At 74.5% G+C, this 21932-nt stretch carries 17 protein-coding genes; 9 read left to right on the top strand and 8 right to left on the bottom strand.

Annotation, left to right across the window (positions count from 1 at the left end; translation table 11 throughout):
• Positions 1–49: 49 nt before the first annotated feature.
• Genes pucD through I003_RS0104585 form a run of 3 tightly spaced genes read right to left on the bottom strand, consistent with a single transcriptional unit; the run spans position 50 to position 3887 of the window.
• Positions 50–2509 (bottom strand): xanthine dehydrogenase subunit D, encoded by a 2460-nt coding sequence (pucD, locus tag I003_RS31455; RefSeq protein ID WP_486584085.1) that lies wholly within the window; start codon positions 2507–2509, stop codon positions 50–52.
• Positions 2509–2988 carry a (2Fe-2S)-binding protein gene (locus I003_RS0104580; RefSeq protein WP_027770430.1) on the bottom strand — a complete coding sequence of 160 codons (480 nt, stop codon included), beginning with the start codon at positions 2986–2988 and terminating at the stop codon, positions 2509–2511. Before I003_RS0104580 ends, pucD begins: the two co-directional genes overlap by 1 nt.
• The gene (locus I003_RS0104585; RefSeq protein WP_027770431.1) at positions 2988–3887 is read right to left on the bottom strand and encodes an FAD binding domain-containing protein; all 900 of its coding nucleotides are present in this window, start codon (positions 3885–3887) and stop codon (positions 2988–2990) included. Before I003_RS0104585 ends, I003_RS0104580 begins: the two co-directional genes overlap by 1 nt.
• 259 nt (positions 3888–4146) lie before the next feature.
• Between I003_RS0104585 and I003_RS0104590 the strand changes: the two genes are divergently transcribed.
• Together I003_RS0104590 and I003_RS0104595 are read left to right on the top strand one after the other, a co-directional pair.
• Positions 4147–5946: a PucR family transcriptional regulator gene (locus tag I003_RS0104590; protein ID WP_027770432.1), complete on the top strand. Its 1800-nt coding sequence runs from the start codon at positions 4147–4149 to the stop codon at positions 5944–5946.
• A 219-nt stretch (positions 5947–6165) separates the two neighbouring features.
• Positions 6166–6948: a hypothetical protein gene (locus I003_RS0104595; protein ID WP_027770433.1), complete on the top strand. Its 783-nt coding sequence runs from the start codon at positions 6166–6168 to the stop codon at positions 6946–6948.
• A gap of 70 nt (positions 6949–7018) precedes the next feature.
• Here the strand turns inward: I003_RS0104595 and I003_RS0104600 are convergent, their stop codons facing one another.
• Complete coding sequence (locus tag I003_RS0104600; RefSeq protein WP_027770434.1) at positions 7019–7930, bottom strand: EamA family transporter; 912 nt, start codon at positions 7928–7930, stop codon at positions 7019–7021.
• Between the two features lie 115 nt (positions 7931–8045).
• Here I003_RS0104600 and I003_RS31460 point away from each other — a divergent pair, with 115 nt between their 5' ends.
• Positions 8046–8510, top strand: a complete 465-nt coding sequence (locus I003_RS31460; protein ID WP_051368085.1) for an Lrp/AsnC family transcriptional regulator — start codon at positions 8046–8048, stop codon at positions 8508–8510.
• Positions 8511–8568: 58 nt separating this feature from the next.
• Positions 8569–9507 (top strand): LysR family transcriptional regulator, encoded by a 939-nt coding sequence (locus tag I003_RS0104610; protein WP_027770435.1) that lies wholly within the window; start codon positions 8569–8571, stop codon positions 9505–9507.
• A 157-nt stretch (positions 9508–9664) separates the two neighbouring features.
• On the opposite strand, the gene I003_RS0104620 is transcribed toward I003_RS0104610, so the two are convergent.
• From I003_RS0104620 to I003_RS0104630, 3 genes are all read right to left on the bottom strand, one after another.
• Positions 9665–11653: an FAD-dependent oxidoreductase gene (locus I003_RS0104620; protein ID WP_027770437.1), complete on the bottom strand. Its 1989-nt coding sequence runs from the start codon at positions 11651–11653 to the stop codon at positions 9665–9667.
• Between the two features lie 63 nt (positions 11654–11716).
• Positions 11717–12826, bottom strand: a complete 1110-nt coding sequence (locus I003_RS0104625; RefSeq protein WP_027770438.1) for a Gfo/Idh/MocA family protein — start codon at positions 12824–12826, stop codon at positions 11717–11719.
• Entirely contained in the window at positions 12823–13575 is a 753-nt protein-coding gene (locus tag I003_RS0104630) for a TIM barrel protein (RefSeq protein ID WP_027770439.1), read from the bottom strand. Before I003_RS0104630 ends, I003_RS0104625 begins: the two co-directional genes overlap by 4 nt.
• Before the next feature lie 134 nt (positions 13576–13709).
• On the opposite strand from I003_RS0104630, the gene I003_RS0104635 reads away from it, so the two are divergent.
• Both I003_RS0104635 and I003_RS0104640 read left to right on the top strand, forming a co-directional pair.
• Positions 13710–14708: a LacI family DNA-binding transcriptional regulator gene (locus I003_RS0104635; protein WP_027770440.1), complete on the top strand. Its 999-nt coding sequence runs from the start codon at positions 13710–13712 to the stop codon at positions 14706–14708.
• Between the two features lie 133 nt (positions 14709–14841).
• Positions 14842–15813, top strand: coding sequence for an acetylxylan esterase (locus I003_RS0104640; RefSeq protein WP_027770441.1), 972 nt, complete (start codon positions 14842–14844; stop codon positions 15811–15813).
• Between the two features lie 42 nt (positions 15814–15855).
• On the opposite strand, the gene I003_RS0104645 is transcribed toward I003_RS0104640, so the two are convergent.
• Positions 15856–16452 carry a GntR family transcriptional regulator gene (locus I003_RS0104645; protein ID WP_027770442.1) on the bottom strand — a complete coding sequence of 199 codons (597 nt, stop codon included), beginning with the start codon at positions 16450–16452 and terminating at the stop codon, positions 15856–15858.
• Between the two features lie 175 nt (positions 16453–16627).
• Between I003_RS0104645 and I003_RS0104650 the strand changes: the two genes are divergently transcribed.
• The 3 genes from I003_RS0104650 to I003_RS0104660 all read left to right on the top strand — a co-directional run bounded on the left by I003_RS0104650 (position 16628) and on the right by I003_RS0104660 (position 21899).
• A complete protein-coding gene (locus I003_RS0104650; protein WP_027770443.1) occupies positions 16628–17527 on the top strand; it encodes a (2Fe-2S)-binding protein in 900 nt (299 codons plus the stop codon).
• 111 nt (positions 17528–17638) lie between these two features.
• Positions 17639–18679 (top strand): DUF2637 domain-containing protein, encoded by a 1041-nt coding sequence (locus tag I003_RS0104655; RefSeq protein WP_027770444.1) that lies wholly within the window; start codon positions 17639–17641, stop codon positions 18677–18679.
• 94 nt (positions 18680–18773) lie between these two features.
• Entirely contained in the window at positions 18774–21899 is a 3126-nt protein-coding gene (locus tag I003_RS0104660) for a glycoside hydrolase family 38 N-terminal domain-containing protein (protein WP_027770445.1), read from the top strand.
• Positions 21900–21932: the final 33 nt, after the last annotated feature.

Below are 21932 nucleotides of genomic sequence, written 5' to 3' on the forward strand. Positions count from 1 at the left end.
CGTGGTGGCCGCGGCGGCCAGCGCCGTGGCGGTGATCGGACCGGACGGGTCACGTAGGTGGCCCGCCGCGTCCTCGCCGCCCGGGGTCAGCGGGTTGAGCATCAGGTGCAGGCCATCGCCATGAATCGGTGAGGTGTTCCGGCCGTACCGGAGCCTTGGTCAGGGCCAGGCCGGTGGCCTGGCGGATGGCGGCGAGCACCGCCGGGGTCGCCGAGAGCGTCGACGCCTCGCCCACGCCCCGCAGGCCGTACGGGGCGTGCGGATCGGCCAGTTCGAGCACGTCGACGGGGATGGCCGGGGTGTCGAGGATCGTCGGGATCAGATAGTCGGTGAACGAGGGGTTGCGCACCCGCGCCGTCACCGGGTCGATCACGATCTCCTCCATCACCGCCATGCCCAGGCCCTGGGTGGTGCCGCCCTGGATCTGCCCGACGACGGACAGCGGGTTGAGCGCCTTGCCGACGTCCTGGGCGCAGGCCAGCTCGACGACCTTGACCAGGCCGAGTTCGGTGTCGACCTCGACGACCGCGCGGTGCGCGGCGAAGGAGTACTGCACGTGCCCGAAGCCCTGCCCCGTCTCGATGTCGAAGGGCTCGGTGGGCCGGTGCCGGAAGGGCAGTTCGACGTCGACGGGCTGCTCGCCGTCGAGCACCTCGGCCAGATCGGCGAGGACCTCACCACCGTCCGTGACGACCTTGCCGCCCTCCAGCAGCAGTTCGGCCGTCCCCCACGCGGGATGGTGCGTGCCGAGCTTGCGCCGGCCGAGGGTGAGGACCTGCTCGCGCACGGCCCGGCAGGCGTTCCGTACCGCGCCGCCGGTCATGTAGGTCTGCCGGGAGGCCGAGGTCGAGCCGGCGGAGCCGACCCGGGTGTCGGCCGGGGCGATGACCACCTGGGCGACGCCCAGTTCGGTGCGGGCGATCTGTGCCTGTACGGTGACGCCGCCCTGGCCGACCTCCGCCGCCGCGGTGTGCACGGTGACCACCGGCTCCCCGGCGACGGTCTCCAGCCGCACCCGGGCGGTGGAGAAGTCGTCGAAGCCCTCGGAGAAGCCGACGTTCTTGATGCCGACCGCGTAGCCGACGCCGCGTACGACGCCCTCGCCGTGCGTGGTGTTGGACAGCCCGCCCGGCAGCGCCCGCACGTCCGTGCCGGCACCGGCGCTCTCCCACTGCCGCTCCGGCGGCAGCGGCCGTGCCTGCACGCGGCGCAGGATCTCCGCCACCGGGGCGGGGGAGTCGACCTGCTGCCCGGTGGGCAGCCGCGAGCCCTGCGACATGGCGTTCACCTGCCGGAACGCCACCGGGTCCATGCCGACGGCCGCCGCGAGCCGGTCCATCTGCGCCTCGTACGCGAAGCATGCCTGGACCGCGCCGAAGCCGCGCATCGCCCCGCAGGGCGGGTTGTTGGTGTAGAGACCGATCGCCTCGATCTCGACGTCCTCGACGACGTACGGGCCCACGGACAGCGACGCGGCGTTGCCGACGACGGCCGGGGTGGACGAGGCGTACGCGCCGCCGTCGAGGACGATGCGGCAGCGGGCGTGGGTGATCCGGCCGTCCGCGGTGACGCCGTGCTCGTAGCGGATCCTGGCGGGGTGGCGGTGCACGTGGCCGAAGAAGGACTCGAAGCGGTCGTAGACCATCTTCACCGGCCTGCCGGTGCGCAGCGCCAGCAGGCAGGCGTGGATCTGCATCGACAGATCCTCGCGCCCTCCGAAGGCGCCGCCCACGCCGGAGAGCGTCATGCGCACCTTCTCCTCCGGCAGCCCGAGCACGGGCGCGATCTGCCGCCGGTCGGCGTGCAGCCACTGGGTGGCGACGTACAGGTCGACGCCGCCGTCGTCCGCGGGCACCGCGAGGCCGGACTCCGGGCCCAGGAACGCCTGGTCCTGCATGCCGAACTCGTACTCGCCGGTGACGATGTGGTCGGCCCGGCGGGCCGCGGCGGCGACGTCACCGCGGACGATCGGCTGGCGGTGGACGACGTTGGGGTGCGGTACGTGCCGCGCGTGGGCGTCGGCGCGATCGGGGTGGAGCACCGGCGCGCCGGGGGCGAGCGCCGACTCCTCGTCGGTGACGAGCGGCAGCTCCCGCCACTCGACGCGGATCTTCGCCGCGGCCCGGCGGGCGGTCTCGGGGTGGTCGGCCGCGACCAGCGCGACCGGCTCGCCGTGGTGGCGCACCCGGCCGGCGGCGAGCGCGGGGGTGTCGGCGATCTCCAGGCCGTAGTTCTTCTGCGCGGCGGGCAGGTCGTCGTGGGTGAGCACGGCGTAGACCCCGGCCTGGGCGAGGGCGGCGGAGGTGTCGACCGAGACGATCTCGGCATGCGCGTGCGGGGAGCGCAGCGTGTGGCCCCAGATCATGTCTTCGTGCCACAGGTCGGAGGAGTAGGCGAACTCCCCGGTGACCTTCAGCGTGCCGTCCGGGCGCAGCTCGGACTCGCCGATGCCTCCGGCGGTCCCGGAGCCCCGGCCGAGGGCGGCCGGGAGACGGGTGACGTCGGACATCAGGCCCCCTCGCCCCGGCGGGCGGCGGCGAGCCGGACCGCGTCGAGGATCTTCTCGTAGCCCGTGCAGCGGCACAGGTTGCCGGACAGGGCCTCGCGGATGTCGGCGTCCGACGGCGCCGCCGGCCAGGGGCAGCGCTGGAGCAGGTCGTCCGCGGCGACCAGCAGACCCGGGGTGCAGAAGCCGCACTGCACGGCGCCGGCGTCCACGAACGCCTGCTGGACCGTGGACAGGCCGTCCTCGGCCAGGCCCTCCACCGTGACGACCTCGCGGCCCTCGGCCTGCCCGGCGGCGACCAGGCAGGCGCAGACCGGCACGCCGTCCAGACGTACCGTGCAGGAGCCGCACTCGCCCTGCTCGCAGGCGTTCTTCGAGCCCGGCAGGCCCATCCGCTCGCGCAGCACATAGAGCAGGCTCTCGCCCTCCCAGACGTCGTCGGCCTGCTCTTCGCGGCCGTTGACGGTGAACGTCACCCGCATCACGCGGCTCCTTTCCCCGAGGTGGGTCCTGCCGTGCCCCGGCGGTACGACTCCCAGGTCCAGCCGAGCGTGCGGCGCGCCATCACGCCGACCGCGTGGCGGCGGTAGCCCGCGCTGCCGCGCACGTCGTCGATGGGGTTGCAGGCACCGGCCGCCAGCTCGGCGAACTGCCGGGCGAGGGCGGGCGGCAGGGTCCGGCCGCTGTCCCAGTGGCCGCCCTCGGCCAGCGCCGCATTCAGGAACTCCTCGGCGGCGGTGGCGCGCACGGGCGTGGGCGCGGCCGAGCCGATTCCGGTGCGCACGGTGCGGGTGTCGGGGTGCAGCGCGATGCCGAACGCGCACACGGCGATGACCATCGCGTTGCGGGTGCCGACCTTGGAGAACTCCTGGGGTCCGGTGGCCTTCTTGATGTGCACCCACTTGATCAGCTCGTCGGGCGCGAGCGCGTTGCGCTTGACGCCGGTGAAGAACTCCTCGACGGGGATCCGCCTGCTGCCCCGTACGGACTCCACCTCGACCTCCGCGCCCGCGGCCAGCAGCGCCGGGTGCGCGTCGCCCGCCGGGGAGGCGGTGCCGAGGTTGCCGCCGACGCCGCCGCGGTTGCGGATCTGCGGGGACGCCACGGTGTGTGCCGCCCGCGCCAGACCCGGCAGCGCCCCGCCCAGCTCCGCCATGATGCGCGTGTACGGCACGGAGGCTCCCAGCCGCACGCTCCCGTCGGCCGTCTCCCACTCCCGCAGCTCCGCGATGCGGTTGAGGTCGAGCAGGTACTCCGGGCGGCGGTGGTCGAAGTTGATCTCGACCATGAGATCCGTGCCGCCCGCGATGGGTACGGCCGTGGGATGCTCGGCCTTGGCGGCGAGCGCTTCCGCCCAGCCGGCGGGGCGCAGGAATTCCATGGGTCCTCTCGGCCTTCCCTCGAACGTGCGGGTGCGTTCTTGAGCTGTTGACGGAACCTGGCCCAAGTACACAGAAACGCCGCCGTCCGGGTGCAGTCACGGAAAACATGAAGCAAGGGGCAGGCCAGAACCCGCTTCTTGTAGATTCCGACGAAGTGCGGGGCATCCTTCCCCTGCGGGACTCCCCACGACGACCGCCCGGCGTCCTCCGCGCAGGGGCGGACGCACCGACGCACGAACCGACAGCAAGGGAACGCTCATGAGGTTGCGGGCACTCCTGGATTCCGAGGCGCTGGGCCTCACGCTGCTCGGCGGCGAGGACGAGCTGGACCGCCCGGTGCGGGGCGTGATGACCACCGACCTGACGGACCCGAGCCGCTATCTGTCGGGCGGTGAGCTGGTGCTCACCGGGCTCGCGTGGCGGCACGGCCCGCAGGACTCGGAGCCCTTCGTACGGATCCTGGCCGCGGCCGGCGTCGCCGGGCTCGCTGCGGGCGAGGCGGAGCTGGCGGGGGCGGGGGTGCCGGAGGACCTGGTGCGCGCGTGCGCACGGCACCGGCTGCCGCTGTTCGCGGTGGACGAGGACGTCGCGTTCGCCACCCTCACCGAGCACGTCGTACGGCAGGTCTCCGGTGAGCGGGCCGGCGATCTGGCGGCCGTGGTGGAGCGGCACCGCAGGCTGATGGCGTCCGGGCCCGCGGGCAGCGGCCCCGACGTCGTGCTCGACCTCCTCGGCTCCGATCTTGACCTGCGCGCCTGGGTGCTCTCCCCCACCGGCCGGCAGATCGCCGGCACCGCCTCCGGCGCGGCCGGGGGCCGGCTGCCCGCGCAGGTGCGGGCTCATCTGGCGGGCGAGCACCTCGGGGCGCTGCGCGGCGGCAGGCCGGGGCCGCACCGGGTCACGCTGCCGGCGACGGGGGGAGCCGTGACGTACTCGCTGTTCCCCGTCGGCGGCGGGCGGGACCTGCGCGAGACCGTGCTGTCCGACTGGCTGCTGGCCGTGGAGGCGGACGCCGGGGAGTGGCCGCCGGAGCGGCTGGATCTGGTGCACGGCGTCGCGCAGTTGATCGCCGTCGAGCGGGAACGGCGGGACGCCGCACGGTCGGTGCGGCGGCGGCTGGCGCAGGAGGTGCTGGAGCTGGTGCAGGCCGGAGCGCAGCCCGGGGAGATCGCCGCGCGGCTGCGGGTGGCGGCGCCGGTGCTGCTGCCGGGGGCCGGGGCGGCGCCGCGGTGGCAGGTGGTGGTGGCGCGGGTCGAGTGGGAGGTCCCGCCCGGGCGGCCGGGGATCGCAGGCGGGCCGGTGGCGCAGGCGATGCTGGAGGAACTGCTCGCGGGCGGGGACCGGGACCCGGCCGGCCGGATCGCGGTCGCGCACACCGGCGACGAGGCGGTGGCGCTGCTCCCGCTGCCGGCGCTCACGGCGCGCACGGGGGCGGACGGTGCACCGGAGGCCGGAGGTGCGGACCTTGGCACCGCGGCCGTACGCCCCCGCAAGGGCGCCGCCGAGAACGCCGGGCCCGGCCGCGCGCGCGAGGACGGCCGGGGGACGGCCGCGGACGACGGCGGGCTGCGTGCCGCGGCGCTGCTGGCGGCCGTACGGGAGCCGCTGGCCCGCGGACTCGGCGACGACGGCCGCCTCACGCTCGGCGTCAGCGCCGCTGTGGACTCCTCGGAAGGGCTGCGCGGCGCCCTGGAGGAGGCCCGGCACGCGCGCCGGGTCGCCGCCGCCCGGCCGGGCAGCGTGTGCGCCGCGGGCCACGAGGAGCTGGCCTCGCACGTGCTGCTGCTGCCCTTCGTCCCCGACGACGTACGCCGCGCGTTCACCGCCCGGCTGCTGGACCCGCTGCGCGCCTACGACACCCGCCACCGGGCCGGACTGGTGGAGACACTGGAGGCGTTCCTCGCCTGCGACGGCTCCTGGACCCGCTGCGCGGCCCGCCTCCACCTGCACGTCAACACCCTGCGCTACCGGGTGGGCCGGATCGAGCAGCTCACCGGCCGCGACCTGGCGCGGCTGGAGGACAAGCTGGACTTCTTCCTCGCGCTGCGCATGCGCTGAACCCGACGGCGGCAGCCGCCCCCCATCGAGGTAAATCGAAGACGTGTGCGTGCGCCGTCACGGCCCTGCCTCGGGCAATCGGTTGGCCAAGATCTTGTGAAGTCGTTCACGCGAGCCCTTGGCCCAGGGCAGACTTCGTGCTGAGATGCGACTCACAGTGGGCTGCGTTGTTCCTTGGCTCGACGGCGCGTTGGGGAGGCAAAAGTGGCGGATACCGCCATGGCACGGCCGGAATCGGTGATGTCGGAGGATCCGCTGGAGCGGGCGATCTGGCGGCTGCGCTCGCGCGGCTGCTGGAACGACGCCGCGGCGCTTCTCGACGACGCCGCCAGGACCGACGCCGAGGCGGCGTGGCGGCGCGCGGTGCTCCTCGTCGAGCAGTGCATGTTCACGGCGGCCGGCTGGGAACGTGCCGAGGACGCGGTGCGCAATGCGGAGGCGGTGTCGACGGACGGGGAGAACCGCGGCGTCACAGCGTGCGAGCGGGGCTATCTCGCGTACGCCTCCACCCTGTTCCAGGAGCGCGACCGCTCCGACGAGGCCCGGGCGGCGCTCGGCCGGGCCGCCGCCCTGCTGGCGCCGACGTCGCCGCACCGGCCGATGCTGGACTTCCGGCGCGGTCTCGTCGCCCAGCATCTGACGAAGAACGCGACCGCGGCGCTGGCGGCCTTCCGCCGTGCCCACGCGGGCGCGCTGGAGCAGGGCGACCTGCTGCTGACGTCGTTCACCTGGCGCCATCTGGCCTCGCTCGCACACGACGCCGGTGACCTCGCGGAGGCGCGGCACGGCTTCCGCGAGTCGCTGCGGCTGCGCGAGGAAGTGGGCTATCTGATCGGGACGGCGCCGGCGCTGATGGCGCTGGCCGACGTCGAGCCGGAGCCCGAGGCGGGCCGGCTGCGGGCGGAGGCGACGCGGCTGGTGCGGCTGCTGGACGGGGTGCCGACGTGGCTGGCGGAGCAGTTGGGCGAGGAGCCACGGCGGGTTCCCGCGGCGGAGGGCTGAGCGGCAGGGGCAGGTTCGCAGTTCGGAGAACAGTCGTTTTCCGGCCGTCTTCCGCCGCCTGTACGGGTGGCTACGCGCCCGCCGCCGCGGCCCGCTCACGGTGCAGGGCGACGCCCGCGACGACCAGCGCGATGCCCGCCGCCTCGGCGGCGCCCGGCACCTGACCGAGGACGGCCACGCCCATCAGCGCGGCGGTCGCCGGCAGCAGCGACAGCATCAGTGCGAAGGTCGCCCGCGGCACCCGCGCCATGGCGAGCTGGTCGCACACGTACGGGATCACCGACGAGCACACCCCCACCCCGAACGCCGCCGCCAGCAGCACCGGCGATGTCACGACCGCCGCCGCGTCCTTGACCCCGACGGGCGCCGCGGCCACCGCTGCCACCAGCATCGCGACCCCGAGCCCGGCCACGCCGGACACGCCGCCGTCCGCCGCGAGCCGGTGGCCGAGGACGACGTAGAGCACGAACAGCGCGCAGTTGCCGAACGCCAGCGCGAGACCGAGCGGCTCCGCGACCAGATGCACGTCGGTCAGCAGCGCGACACCGGCGAGCACCAGCGCCAGCGCGGCGAGGTTCCGCCGGGTCCGTACCCCCGCCGCGGCCAGCGCCACGGGCCCCAGGAACTCCACCGCCCCGACCGTCCCCAGCGGCAACCGCTCCAGGGCGAGATAGAACGTGCAGTTCATGGTGGCGAGCACGGCGCCCATCGCCACCAGCAGCCGCCGCCGGCGGGGCGTCGCGGCCCGCCAGTCGCGCCACGGCCGTCGCCACAGGGCGAAGACCAGCGCCGCGGAGGCGATCCGCAGCCAGGCGACGCCGAGGACGTCGACGCGGGCGAAGAGCAGGACGGCGCACGCCGGACCGAGGTAGTGGAAGACCGCGGAGGAGACGAGGAACGCCGGCGGCGGCACACGCTCGGCGGCCAGGGCGAGTCGGCCGGCGGAGGCGCCGGCGGGGCTGCGGGACAGGGAGTCGGCCACGGAGAAATCGTCGCAACGCCCGCCTCCGCGGGCCATGACGAACCGGAAAGCCGAAGTGCCGATCGCTTTTCGCTTCGAACTACGAAACGGGCCGCATCCGTGCGAAAGTGAATCGATGGATGCACTGGACCGCTCGATCCTCACCGAACTCGACGCCGACCCCCGGCTCTCGATGGCCGGGCTGGCCCGGCGCACGGGCGTCTCCGTGCCCACCGCCCGGGAGCGGGTGCGGCGGCTGGAGGAGTCCGGGGTGATCCGCGGCTACCGTCTCGACATCGACCCGGCCGCCCTGGGCTACCCCGTGGCGGCGTTCGTCCGGGTGCGGCCGGGACCGGGGCAGTTGCCGCGAATCGCCGCGCTGGCGCGGAGCCTGCCGCAGGTCAGCGAGTGCCACCGGATCACCGGCGAGGACTGCTTCCTGCTCAAGGTGCACGCGACGGACCTCGACACCTTCGAGGAGGTGCTCGACCGTTTCCTGCTGCACGGCCAGACGACGACGTCGATCGTCCAGTCCACGGCGGTGCCGCCGCGGACGCCGGGGCTGCACGCGTACGCGGACGAGGACGGCGGCGGGACCTGAGGCGGGACCCGGGGGCGGAGCGGGGGGCCGGGTCCCGCAGCGTCTAGGGTTGCCGGCCGTGGACCTCGATGCCGTACGCACCTTCGTCGCCGCCGCCGACACCGGCCAGTTCCGGGAGGCGGCGGCCGAGCTGATGCTCACCCAGCAGGCCGTCTCCAAGCGCATCGCCGGGCTGGAGAAGAGCCTCGGGGTGCGGCTGTTCACCCGTACCGCGCGCGGGGCGAAGCTCACCATCGACGGCCAGGCGTTCCTGCCCCACGCCCGCGCCCTGCTCCGGGCCGCGGAGCGCGCCGCGGCCTCCGTCATGCCGGGGAGCCGGGCACTGCGCATCGACGTGGTCGGGCGGCGCGTCGCCACGGCCGGGCTGCTGCGCGACTTCCATCGCGCGCACCCCGAGGTCGAGCTGGACGTCGTCACCATCTACGGCGGCGCCCCGGCGGTGGCCGCCGTGTGCGACGGCGAGATCGACGCGACGTTCCGCGCCCTGCCCCCGCCCGGCCGCCGGCTGCCCGAGGACGTCGTCACCGAGCCCGTGCTCTACGAGCCGCTGCAACTCGTCATCGGACCCGCGCACGAGTTCGCCGGCGCCCGCTCCGTCACCCCCGCCCAGCTCGCCGGGCGCCGGATCTGGATGCCGGGCAACGCGCCGGGCACCGAGTGGGCCGCGTACTACGACGAGCTGGCCGCCCGCTTCGGCGTCGAGATCGACGCGGTCGGCCCCGACTTCGGCGTCGAGAGCCTGCTGGACACGATCGCCGAGTCCGCCACGGTGGGGACCTTCCTCAGCGAACGGACGCCGCTGGTCTGGCCCGTCGACCACGACCTGTGCCGCATCCCGCTGCTCGACCCGACCCCGGTCTACCCGCATCTGCTGCACTGGCACGCCGGCAACACCCACCCCGCGCTCACCCTGCTGCGCGACCATCTCGCCGCCCGCCGCGCGCGGCACGCGCCCGAGGACGTCGCCGGGACATGGGCGCCGGCCTGGTCCCGCTGAGAAAGCAGGACGGCCGCGGGCACGCGGGCATCACCTCGCCGGGACGCGCACCGGACCGCGGTCGCGGAGGCCGCCCCGGGCGGGAACGGCACCGGGTCCGGGCGCGGCTCCCCGGGGACGGCCGCGCCCGCGGATCACCGCCCGCCGGGAGCCGCTCCTAGCCGCCGGGTGTGAAGCGCACGGCGTCCGCGACCACGTAGCCGTCGGTGGCGTCGTTGCGTATCCGCACGCCCGCCGCCGTCCCCGCCGCGAACGTGTGCCGCCCCAGCACCACCCACTGCCCGCCGCCCGAGCGCTGGTCGACGGTGTACGTCCGGCTCCCCCCGGCGTGCTCCACGTCCACCGGCACGTTGGACGCCCGGTTGGCGTCGGCGGTCCACCACACCGCGACGTCCCACTCGCCGGCGTCCGGCAGCTCCGGCCGGAAGCGCATCCAGGCCGTGCCCTTGCCGGTGTTGTCGTCGTGCACGTAGTCCGAGCCGTAGTAGTTCGAGATCGAGGTGCTGCTCAGCCAGGTGCCCGCGGAGGTGACGCCGGTGGCGGAGACGTTGTCGACGACGATCTCGCCCGGCTCGGTCGGCGGCCACTGCAGCAACTGCCCGTCTGCGCGCAGCCGCGCCTGCAGCGCGGCGACGGGCACCTCCTGCACCACGCCGCCGCGGTCGAGCGCCATGCGCGCGGCGGTCGCCGCGGACTGCGCGAGGATCATGAAGACCGGTTCCATCCGGATCGACCCGTAGGCGATGTGCGAGGCGGAGAGCGCGACCGGCACCAGCAGGTTGGTGCACTGCGAGCGCTTCGGCGTCAGCGAGCGGTAGCTGATGCCGTACGGCGCCCGCACCCCGACCTGCACGTCGCCCTCGTTGCGCGCGACGCCGTCCACGACGAGGCGGCGGCAGTTGTGCGAGTCCATCGTGTACGAGGCGAGCCCGACGGAGTCGGTGGCGCTCACCGTGCCGCGGCAGTCGTGCTCGGTCATGACGTATGCGGAGACCATGCGGCGCGCCTCGCGGATGTACAGCAGCGGCGGCCAGCCGCCGGAGCCGGTGAACTCGTCGCGCGGCAGGCCCCACGCGGCCGTCTGGGCGCGCACGGACTCCGGCAGCCGCGGGTCGTTGGCCAGGAACCACATCAGGCCCTGCTGGTAGTCGACGTGTTCCGCGTGGATGCGGGCGCGCTCGGCGTGGGTGCCGGTCGGGTAGCCGTGGTTGAAGCCGATGTTGTCGGTGGAGAACGCGCCGTTGTTGTTGGAATCGGTCTTGCCACCGCCCATCTGGTGGGTGGTGTAGAACGGGCCGCGCCAGCCGGCCTGGACGTAGCGCAGGAGCAGTTCGTAGCGCATCGGGTCGTAGCCGGACGGCTTCGGGAAGGGGATGCGGTCCTCGGCCTGGGTCAGGCACATGCGGAAGCAGTACGCCTGGATCGCGTCGTCGGCGGTGCCGTCCGGCGCGAGCTCGCCGGCCGAGACGCCGGGCAGCAGGCCGCTGGCGGGGCTGCCGGGGGTGACGTAGGGGTCGACGGGGTGGACGAACTGGTGCTTGTCGCGGTGCTGGACGCCGTTGAGCGTTTCGTCGTACGCGGCGTTGCCCTCGCGTCCGGTGGTGAAGTCGACCCCGGCGCGCGCCATCAGGTCGCCTTCGTAGGTCGCGTCCAGGAACACCCCGCCCGCGTACGCCCGGCCGTCGTCGGTGACGAGCGCGCGGATGCGACCGCCGCGGCGGTCGACGGAGCGCAGCCGGGCGTCCGTGACCACGGGCACGTCGTGCTCGGCGAGCAGGTCGGCGAAGACCTCGGAGGCGACGTGCGGTTCGAAGGTGTAGCGGGCCGGGGAGTCGTCGGTGACGGGCGTGCCGTGGTACTTGGCGTACACCCGGCGGTAGAACTCCAGCGCCAGGCCGCCGATGGCGGAGGTGTTGCCGGTGTCGGTGGCTCCGAGGCCGCTGGTGGTGAGGCCGCCGAGGTGCCGGGTGGGCTCCAGCACCACGGCGGTGCCGCCCATCCGGCGCATCTGCACGGCGGCGATCAGGCCGGCGGAGGTGCCGCCGTAGACCACCAGGTCGGCCCGGGCGGGACCGCGGCCCGCGGCGGCGTACGCCCCCGGGCCCAGGGCGGGCAGCGCGAGACCCGCGCCGCCCGCAGCGAGCAAACCACGTCTAGAAAGCGCTTTCTCTGCCATGGTTCCGGAGTGTGCCCGCGCCCCGGTGGGACGTCAACGCATCCGTACGCCCGGATCCCAGTCGGCCGGCAGCGCCGCCGGCACGGCGAACCCGGGGCCCCCGACGGAGACGAATGCCCCGTCGCGCGCGGACCGCTCGACCGCCGCCATGGTCTCCAGCACGTGCTGCGCCAGCTCGCCGGAGGCACGGTGCGGCTCGCCTGCGGCCAGCGCACGGGCCATGTCGAGCGCGCCCATGCCGCGCCCGGCGGTCGCGCCGACCGCCTCGATCTCCGTCCACTCCGCCGAACCCGTCGGGCGCAGCCGCAGGGTGCCGTCGAAGTGGTTGGGGTCGGGCAGCGCGAGGGTGGCCTCGGTGCCGGTGATCTCCACGAAGCCCTGCCGGTTCAGCGGGGAGTCGAAGCTGACCACCAGCGACGCGGTCTGGCCGGAGGCGTAGTCGACGAGCGCCGCGACATGCGTGGGCACCTCGACCGGGAACTCGGTTCCGGCCTTCGGGCCGGAGCCGATCACCCGCTTGTCGCGCCCCCGGCGGGCCACCGCCGCGACCCGCTCGGCCGGGCCGAAGAGCGTCGCCAGACACGTCAGGTAGTACGGGCCCATGTCGAACAGCGGCCCGCCGCCGCGGCGGAAGTAGAACTCGGGGCTGGGGTGCCACGACTCCGGGCCGGGGGTCTGCATCAGCGCGAGGCCGCTCAGCGGCGTGCCTATCGCCCCCTCGTCGACCAGCCGGCGCGCCGTCTGCAGCCCGGCGCCGAGGAACGTGTCCGGGGCGCAGCCGAGGCGTACACCGGCCCCGGCGGCGCGGGCGACCAGTTCGGCGCCCGAGGCGGGGTCGAGGGTCAGCGGCTTTTCGTTCCACACGTGCTTGCCGGCGTCTATCACCGCGGTGGCCACCTCGTGGTGGGCGGCGGGGACGGTGAGGTTGACGACCAGGTCGACGCCGGGGTGGGCCAGGGCGTCCTCGGTGGTGCCGTGCGCCGGTACGCCGTAGGCGGCGGCCTGCGCGGCGGCGCGCCCGGTGTCGAGGTCCGCGCAGAACAGCACGCGCAGGTCGGGAAAGGCGGTGAGGTTCGTCAGGTACTGGTCGCTGATCGTGCCGCAGCCGACCACGGCGACGCCGAGGGGCTCCCCGGAGGTCATCGGCGCTTCCCTTCCAGCCAGTCGTGGCTCTCGCGGACGGCGGTGAGCATGTCGGTGGCGCAGCGGTCGAGTTCGACGATGTGCCGGCGGGCGTGCGCACCGGCGGCGAGCACCGCCTCGACGGGCATCCGGCCGGCGCCGACCGCGGTCATCGGGTCGTCCTTGGTGACGGGCCCGTCCTTGATGTGCAGGTGCGTGACACGGTCGCCGAGGCGGCCGAGCAGCGCGGGCACGTCCTGGCCGCCGACCGCCGCCCAGTAGGTGTCCACCTCGAACTGCACCGGGGCGTCGAGTCCGGCGAGCAGGTCGGCCAGCACCTCCAGCGCGGGAGCGCCGCCGACGTGCTGGGCCAGCTCGAACTCGTGGTTGTGGTAGCCGAGCGCGAGGCCGTGTCCGGCGGCGCCCTTCGCGGCCTCGGCCAGTTCGCCGGCGACGGCGCGCACCCCGTCGGCGTCGGCGAACCGCTCCGGCGGCAGATACGGCACGAAGACGGTGTCGGCGCCGACCGTGCGTGCGCCCTTGAACGCGGCCTCGGCCTGCTCGGGCCCGGCCAGCACGTGTGCGTGGACGGAGCCGGCCGCGAGGCCCGCCGCGTCGAGGTCCGCCCGCAGCGCTTCGGGGTCGGTCAGCACGTCGTGGCACTCGACCTCGCGATAGCCGAAGCCGGCCAGCGCGGCGAACGTGCCGGGGCGGTCGGCGGCGATCTCGTCGCGAACGGTGTAGAGCTGCACGCCCAGGGACGGGCTCATGGTCTCCTCCGTCTTTTCGACAATTTTTCGCTCGCCGGATGACGCTAGAAGCCATGCCGATCCCCGTCAACACTCTTGACAGGGTCGGATGTCGACAGCCAGGCTGGCCGAAGTTTTCGAAAAGGACACCATCCATGCCGCCCGAACAAGCCACCCTCAGCGACATCGCCGCCCGCGCCGGCGTCTCGGTGTCGACCGTCTCCAAGGTCCTGCACGCCCGCACCGACGTGGCCCCCGCGACCCGTGAGCGGGTCGCCCGGCTGCTCGCCGACCACGGCTACCGGCCGTCCCGCGGCGCCGGCGTCGTGGACCTCGTCATCGGCAGCCTCAACAGCCCGTGGGCGGACGCGCTGGTCACCGGCGCGGTCGAGGCCGGCGCGGAGGCCGACTGCCGGATCGTCATCGACAGCGTGCCCGACAGCGCCGACGTCCTGCGGCACACCCTGGAGCGCATCATGGCGCGCGGCAGCGACGGCGTCCTGCTCGTCCACCAGGTGCCGGCGCCCGAGACCCGCGCGAAGCTGGCCGCCAAGCGCATCCCGCTGGTCGTCATCGACCCGCCGGCCGAGCCGGGTGCGGGCGTCCGCTCCGTGGGCTGCACGAACTGGCAGGGCGGCCTCGCCGCCACCCGCCACCTCATCGAGCTGGGCCATCGCCGCATCGCCACGATCACCGGGCCGCAGGCGACCTGGTCCGCCCGCGCCCGGTTCGACGGCTACCGCGCCGCGCTGCTGGAGGCCGGGCTGCCGGTCGAAGGGGCGCTGGTCCACCATGCCGACTTCTTCGCGGCCGACGGCCGCGCCGGGGCGCTGGCGCTGCTCGACCTGCCCGAGCCGCCGACGGCGATGGTCGCGGCGAACGACGGGCAGGCGTTCGGCGTGCTCCAGGCGCTGGCCGAACGGGGGCTGCGGGCGCCGGCGGACGTGAGCGTCACCGGCTTCGACGACACCCCGGTCGCCGCGTGGGCGGCGCCGCCGCTGACCACCGTCGTCCAGCCGCTGGAGGCGATGGCGGCCACGGCGTTCCGGCTCCTCCGGCTGCACGGGGAGGGCGGGGCGGCGCAGCCCGAGCAGGTGGAGCTGGCGACCACGCTGACGGTGCGCGCGTCCACGGGTCCGCCGCCGGCCCGCTGAGCACGGGGACGCGCCCCGCCTCCGGAGACGTTCCGTACGCTCGGACACCGGCGTTCCGTACACGCCCCACCCCTTGCCCGGCGTCCCCTCCCCCGGCATCCGCACCGCCGTCACGACCGACTGGAGCATCCCGATGGCCCTGTTCGACCTGCCCCTGGCCGAGCTGCGCGACTACCGCCCCGAGCGCGAGGAGCCCGCCGACTTCGATGACTTCTGGAGCCGGACCCTCGCCGAGGCCGAGGGCGCGGCGAGCGGCGCGGCGGCGGAGTTCCGGCCGTACCCCACGGGCCTGACGGCCGTCGACGTGTACGACGTGTCGTTCGCCGGCTGGGGCGGCCACCGGATCTCCGCCTGGCTCGTCCTGCCGCGCGGCGCCGGAGGGCCCGTGCCGTGCGTCATGCACTACATCGGCTACGGCGGCGGGCGCGGGCTGCCGCACGACCACCTGTTCTGGCCCGCCTCCGGCCGCGCGGTCTTCGTCGTCGACACCCGCGGCCAGGGCGCCGCCCACCGCGACAACGCCGGATCCACCCCCGACCCGTACGGCACCGGCAACGCGCAGACGCCCGGCTTCATGACGCGCGGCGTGCTCGACCCGGAGGAGTACTACTACCGCCGCGTCTTCACCGACGCCGTACGCGCCGTGGACGCCGCCGCCGCGCACCCGGCGGTGGACGGCGAGCGGATCGCGGTCAGCGGCGGCAGCCAGGGCGGCGCGATCGCCACCGCGGTCGCAGGGCTGCACCCGGCGGTGCGGGCGGCGATGATCGACGTGCCGTTCCTCAACCACTTCCGCCGGGCGGTGACCCTCACCGACAAGCACCCGTACCAGGAGCTGGTCCTGTTCCTGGCGACCCAGCGGGGCGCGGACGAGCGGGTGTTCCGGACACTGTCGTACTTCGACGGGCTCAACTTCGCGGCCAGGGCGCGGATCCCGGCTCTGTACTCGGTCGCGCTGATGGACGAGGTGTGCCCGCCGTCGACGGTCTTCGCCTCGTACAACCACTGGGCCGGGCCGAAGGACATCGAGGTCTACCGGTGGAACGGCCACGAGGGCGGCGGCAACGACCACCGGGTGACCTCGCTGGCCTGGCTGCAGGTGTAGGAGCAGCGGGCGTACGGCGCGGCGCCCGCGGCCGTACGCCCCTCAGGGCCGCTCCGGGGCGTCCAGCAGCTCGTGCAGCACCGTCTCGGCCGCCGCCGTGTCCCCCGACGCAAGCGCGTCGACCAGCGCCTGCCGCCGCGCCTGCGGCGGCACCGGGGGCCGCGCCCTGTCCCGCAGTTCGCCCGCGACGCGCACCAACTGGCGGTTGCCGGAGAGCGCCACCAGCGCCTCGTGGAACTCCGCGTCGTCCGTCACCAGCCGGCTCAGCGCCACCCAGCGCTCCGGCGGCAGCCCGGCCGCCAGCCGGTGCAGCAGCGGCACCAGGAGCAGCGCACGCACCTCCGCCAGCTCGGCCAGGTCGCGCGCGCTGGGCGCGAGAACCCGGAAGCCGCGGTTCGGCAGTATCTCCACCGCACCCTCCGCGGCAAGTTGCTGCATGGCCTCGCGCACCGGGGTCGCCGAGACACCGAACCGCTCGCCGAGCGCGGGCGCGGAGTACACCTCGCCGGGCCGCAGTTCACCGTCGTGCACCGCGGCGCGCAGCGCGTCGAGCACCTGGCCGCGTACGGACTGCCTGCGCACCCGTGCCGGGTCCCGGGCCCGGCCCGGTGCCGCCGGCGTGTGCGGCGCCTGCTCCACAGTTTCTCCCGATCCACGACGGAGTGACGCCCGCCGGGCGACGCTCGCGCCCCACGGTAACCCCTCGCCCCTTGCCTGTTCCCCGATCAATCGGGTTAAGGTTAGGCTTACCTCAACCCGTCGACGGGTCGAGGTACCGTCACGTCCCGCCGAGCCCAGGGTGGTCACCGCACCGATGTCCGCACCCGCAGTGCCCCAGCCGCTGGACACCGCCGACGCTCCGCCGGCCCGGTACACCGGCACCCCGGTCACCGCGGCGTACGCACGGCTCACCGAGGTGCTGCCCTTCCTGGCCGTCACCGAACTCGGCCCCGCGGACCCGCTGCCCACCGGCCCCGGCTGGGTGGCCGCCGCCGACCTCGCCGCCGGCGGCCCCGCGCTCGACGACTTCCTCGCCTGGGACGCCGAGCAGGTCCGCCGCACGTACGGGCAGGAGGCCCGCCCCGACGTGGTCGCCAGCTTCGGCCTGCACCGCTACGCCTGGTCGGCCTGCCTGCTGGTCACCCTCCCCTGGTTCCTGCTGCGCCGCGTCCCCCGCGTCCCGCTGGACGCCGTGGCGGTGCACTGCAACGACGACGGCAGCCGCACCCGCGTCGCCGTCCGGGGCGGCGCGTTCGCCTGCCTGCCCGACGACCCCGCCGCCGGCCTGCCCGGCGCCCGCGTCGTCCCCGGCGAGGAGGCGCTGCGCGCCGAGGTGCGGTCGGCCGTGGCCGGGCATCTGGAGCCGGTGCTCGATGCGTTCGGGCCGCGGATGCGCCGCGGGCCGCGGGCGCTGTGGGGGACGGCGACGGACGAGATCGTCGAGGGTCTGTGGTATCTGGGCAACCTGCTGGGCGAGGAGGAGCGGGCGATGGCCGAGGCCGCGCTGCTCCTGCCGGGCACGGGAGCGGCCACGGCCCCGTACGCCGGCGGGGCGTCCTTCCGTACCCTCACCGGTCCCGAGGGGCAGCCCCTGGCCACCCGGGACCGGGCGAGCTGCTGCATGTACTACACGCTGCGCCCCGAGGACACCTGCGTCACCTGCCCGCGCACCTGCGACACGGAGCGCGTCGCCCGTCTCGTCGCAACCTCTTAGCACGGAAGCCACCCCTTTGAGTGGCTGCTTTCGTTTCCTCCGGAAACACACGGGATTTCCGCGAGTATCAGTGCCCGAGTCACCCGTCATCCGGCGAGGCAAGGGACTGCCATGGAATTCAACGGGATACCGCTGAGCTGGGCGCTCCCGGCCGCCGTGCTGCTGCTCGGCGTGCTCGCGGCCGTCGCCGTCGTGGTGCGCGGCAGGCAGAGGGCCGACGAGCCCGCGGACTCCCGGGAGGCCGGCGAGCAGCGCCGCCGCCGCAGGGAGGCGATGTACGGCACGCTCGCGTACCTCCTGCTCTTCTGCTGCGCCGCGGTCGCCGCCGCACTCTCCTTTCACGGCCTGGTCGGTTTCGGCCGGCAGAACCTGGGCCTGTCCGACGGCTGGGAGTACCTGGTTCCCTTCGGGCTCGACGGCGCCGCGATGTTCTGCTCGGTCATCGCCGTGCGCGAGGCCAGCAACGGCGACGCGGCGCTCGGCTCCCGCCTGCTGGTGTGGACGTTCGCGGGCGCGGCGGCCTGGTTCAACTGGGTGCACGCGCCCCGCGGTACGGGCCACGCGGGCGCGCCGCAGTTCTTCGCGGGCATGTCGCTGTCGGCCGCGGTGCTCTTCGACCGGGCGCTGAAGCAGACCCGCCGGGCGGCGCTGCGCGAGCAGGGGCTCGTGCCGCGCCCGCTGCCGCAGATCCGGTTCGTCCGCTGGCTGCGGGCGCCGCGGGAGACGTTCCGGGCGTGGTCGCTGATGCTGCTCGAAGGCGTTCGCACACTGGACGACGCGGTCGACGAGGTGCGCCGGGACAGCAGGGACGAGGCTCGCCGGCGGGCGGAGGAGCGCGAGCACGCCCGGCTGGAGCGGGCCCGGCTCAAGGCCCTCGGCAAGCACCAGCGCGGGCTGGCCCCCGGTGAGCTGACCACGGCCCGCGCCGAGCCGTCGGTGGCGCTGCCACCGGAGCCGGTCACGGAGCCGGCGCACTTCCCGCCGCGGTCGCGTCCGGCGCGGGAGGGCAGACCCCCGGGCGGCGGCCGGCGGCCGGGCGGCCCGCCTCCCGCGAAGCCCGGCGCGGCGCCCGGGGGCCGGGACGAGGAGCTGTCGGCTCCGCTGGACACCCTGGAGCAGAGGCTCACGGCCATGGAGAACCAGCTCCGCTGACGGGGCTCCTCGGACGATCGAGGTGGTGGTGCCTCTTGCCCGGTCGGCCACGGGCAGGTTAGGCAGATCACAGCGACGACTGTGAGGAGCCGCGATGCACGACGACCGACTGCTGGCAGAGGGCCGGCTGGACCGCGCGCTGCGCCAGTTCATCCGCCCCGCCCAGTACACCGAGCGCGTCCCCCTGGAGCTGTCGGTGTGGCACCGCCCCGGCGAGCCGGTGCCGGCGGACGAGGCGCTGAAGGTCCCCCCGGAGGAGTACGAGCCCTTCGCCGTCGGCACCCCCTGGGGGCCGCCGTGGTCGACCAGTTGGTTCCGGTTGACCGGCACCGTGCCGGCGGCCTGGGCGGGACGCCGCGTCGAGGCGGTCATCGACCCCGGCTTCGGCACCGAGATGCCCGGCTTCCAGGCCGAAGGGCTCGTCTACGACGCGGCCGGGGCACCCGTCAAGGGCGTACACCCGCGCAACCGGCATGTGCCGATCGCGTCCCCCGCGGCCGGCGGCGAGCCCGTCCGGCTGCTGCTGGAGGCCGCCGCGAACCCCGCGGTCCTCCAGGACTTCACGCCCACCCTCCTCGGCGAGCTGCGCACCGCGGGTGACGCCCCGCTGTACACCTTCCGCTCCGCCGACCTCGCCGTGCTGAACGAGGAGGTGTGGCACCTGATCCTCGACATCGAGGTGCTGTCGGAGCTGATGCACGAGCTGCCGGTGGACCGCGGCCGCCGGCACGACATCCTGCACACGCTGGACCGCATGCTCGACGTACTCGACCTGCACGACGTGCCCGGCACGGCCGCGACCGCCCGCGAGGTGCTGGCCCCGGCGCTGGCGCAGCCCGCGTCGGCCAGCGCCCACCGGGCGTACGCCACCGGCCACGCGCACATCGACTCCGCCTGGCTGTGGCCGCTGCGCGAGACGGTGCGCAAGGCGTCGCGGACGTTCGCGAACGTCACCGAGCTGGCGCTGTCCGGGGACTACCCGGAGCTGGTCTTCTCCTGCTCGCAGGCGCAGCAGTACGCCTGGGTCAAGCAGAACCAGCCGAAGATCTACGAGCGCATCCGCGCCGCCGTGCAGACCGGCCAGTTCGTGCCGGTCGGCTCGATGTGGGTGGAATCGGACGCCAACATGCCGGGCGGCGAGGCGCTCGCGCGCCAGTTGATCCACGGCAAGCGGTTCTTCGCCGAGGAGTTCGGCGTGGACACCCGGGAGGTGTGGCTGCCGGACTCCTTCGGCTACACGGCGGCGTTCCCGCAGCTCGCGCGGCTGGCGGGAATCCGGTGGTTCCTCACCCAGAAGCTGTCGTGGAACCAGACCAACAAGATGCCGCACCACACCTTCTGGTGGGAGGGCATCGACGGCACCCGGGTCTTCACCCACTTCCCGCCGGTGGACACCTACAACGCGACCATGCACGCCGCGGAGCTGTCCCTCGCCGAACGCAACTTCGCCGACAAGGGGCGGGCCAGCATGTCGCTCGTGCCCTTCGGATACGGCGACGGGGGCGGCGGACCGACGCGGGAGATGCTGGAGAAGGCGCGCCGGCTGCGGTCGCTGGAGGGCTCGCCGCGGGTCCGGGTGGCCAAGGCCGCGGACTTCTTCGCGGCGGCGGAGGAGGAGTACGGGGCGGCGGCACCGGTGTGGTCCGGAGAGCTGTACCTGGAGTTCCACCGCGGTACGTACACCAGCCAGGCGGACACCAAGAGCGGCAACCGGCGCAGCGAGCACCTGCTGCGCGAGGCGGAGCTGTGGGCGACGGCGGCGGCGCTGGCGGATCCGGCGTACGCGTACCCGTACGAGGAGCTGGACCGGATCTGGAAGACGGTGCTGCTGCACCAGTTCCACGACATCCTGCCGGGCTCCTCGATCGCGTGGGTGCACCGGGAGGCGGCACAGACGTACGCCGCGGTGGCCGAGGAGCTGGCGGGGATCACCGCTGCGGCCGTGACCGCCCTCGGCGGGGACGGGCTCGCCGTGCTGAACGCGTCGCCGTACCACCGGGACGAGGTCGTGGAGCTGGCCGCCGACGAGTCGGCGGCGCTGCCGCCCGGGGCGGTGGCGCAGCCGCTGGGCGACGGACGGCGGCTGGCGCGGGTGAGCGCTCCGGGGCTGGGCGCGGGCACGGCGGGGACGGCCGCCGGCACCGAGGTGTCGGCGGTTGCGGAGGGCCAGGAGGTCGTCCTGGACAACGGGCTGCTGCGGGTCGTCGTCGACGGCGACGGGCTGCTGACCTCCGTCCGCGACCTGACCGCCGGCCGCGAGGTGCTGGCGCCGGGCGCCCGCGCCAACCTGCTGCAGCTCCACCCCGACCACCCCAACCAGTGGGATGCCTGGGACATCGACAAGTTCTACCGTCGTACCCGCACCGACCTCGTGGACGCGGAGTCGGTGGAGGTCACCGAGTCGGGGCCGCTGCGCGCCGCCGTGCGGGTGGTCCGTACCACCGGCAGGTCGCGGATCGTGCAGGACATCAGCCTGGCCGCGGACAGCGGGCGGGTGGACTTCACCACCGAGGTCGACTGGCGGGAGGAGGAGAAGGTACTCAAGGCCGCGTTCCCGCTGGACGTGCACGCGGACCGGTCCACGTCCGAGATCCAGTTCGGGCACGTGCACCGGCCGACGCACGCCAACACGAGCTGGGACGCGGCCAAGTTCGAGATCTGCGCGCACCGCTGGCTGCACGTGGGCGAGCCGGGGTACGGCGTGGCGGTGCTCAACGACGCCACGTACGGCCACGACGTGACGCGCGAGGAGCACGAGGCGGGTCTCGGCACGACGGTGCGGCTGACGCTCCTGCGGGCGCCGAAGTTCCCGGACCCGGAGACGGACCTCGGCGTCCACCGGTACCGCTACGCGCTGCTGCCGGGGGCGGACGTCGGCACCGCGGTGGAGCAGGGCCTGGCGCTGAACCTGCCGCTGCGCACGGCGCGCACGGCGGCGCGGGCACCGCTGGTGTCGGTGAGCGACCCGGCCGTCACAGTGGAGTCCGTCAAGGCCGCGGAGGACCGGAGCGGGGATGTGGTGGTCCGGGTGTACGAGTCGCGCGGGGGGCGGGCGTCGGGGACACTGACGACGTCGTTCCCCGTCGCCGGCGTACAGGTGACGGATCTGCTGGAGCGGCCGCTCGACTCGGCGGACGCGGCGGTGGAAGAGGACGGCGGGGTGGCGTTGCACCTGCGGCCGTTCCAGATCCTGACGCTGAGGATGCGGCCCGTACGGTGAGGCCGGAGGGGCCCGGCACCGCCGGGCCCCTCG

The organism is Streptomyces sp. CNQ329, assembly GCF_000482585.1.

Coding starts and splice junctions, on each gene's coding strand:
- pucD (WP_486584085.1), bottom strand. CDS start 2,509: ATGTCCGACGTCACCCGTCTCCCGGCCGCCCTCGGCCGGGGCTCCGGG.
- I003_RS0104580 (WP_027770430.1), bottom strand. CDS start 2,988: ATGCGGGTGACGTTCACCGTCAACGGCCGCGAAGAGCAGGCCGACGAC.
- I003_RS0104585 (WP_027770431.1), bottom strand. CDS start 3,887: ATGGAATTCCTGCGCCCCGCCGGCTGGGCGGAAGCGCTCGCCGCCAAG.
- I003_RS0104590 (WP_027770432.1), top strand. CDS start 4,147: ATGAGGTTGCGGGCACTCCTGGATTCCGAGGCGCTGGGCCTCACGCTG.
- I003_RS0104595 (WP_027770433.1), top strand. CDS start 6,166: ATGGCACGGCCGGAATCGGTGATGTCGGAGGATCCGCTGGAGCGGGCG.
- I003_RS31460 (WP_051368085.1), top strand. CDS start 8,046: ATGGATGCACTGGACCGCTCGATCCTCACCGAACTCGACGCCGACCCC.
- I003_RS0104625 (WP_027770438.1), bottom strand. CDS start 12,826: ATGACCTCCGGGGAGCCCCTCGGCGTCGCCGTGGTCGGCTGCGGCACG.
- I003_RS0104630 (WP_027770439.1), bottom strand. CDS start 13,575: ATGAGCCCGTCCCTGGGCGTGCAGCTCTACACCGTTCGCGACGAGATC.
- I003_RS0104635 (WP_027770440.1), top strand. CDS start 13,710: ATGCCGCCCGAACAAGCCACCCTCAGCGACATCGCCGCCCGCGCCGGC.
- I003_RS0104640 (WP_027770441.1), top strand. CDS start 14,842: ATGGCCCTGTTCGACCTGCCCCTGGCCGAGCTGCGCGACTACCGCCCC.
- I003_RS0104650 (WP_027770443.1), top strand. CDS start 16,628: ATGTCCGCACCCGCAGTGCCCCAGCCGCTGGACACCGCCGACGCTCCG.
- I003_RS0104655 (WP_027770444.1), top strand. CDS start 17,639: ATGGAATTCAACGGGATACCGCTGAGCTGGGCGCTCCCGGCCGCCGTG.
- I003_RS0104660 (WP_027770445.1), top strand. CDS start 18,774: ATGCACGACGACCGACTGCTGGCAGAGGGCCGGCTGGACCGCGCGCTG.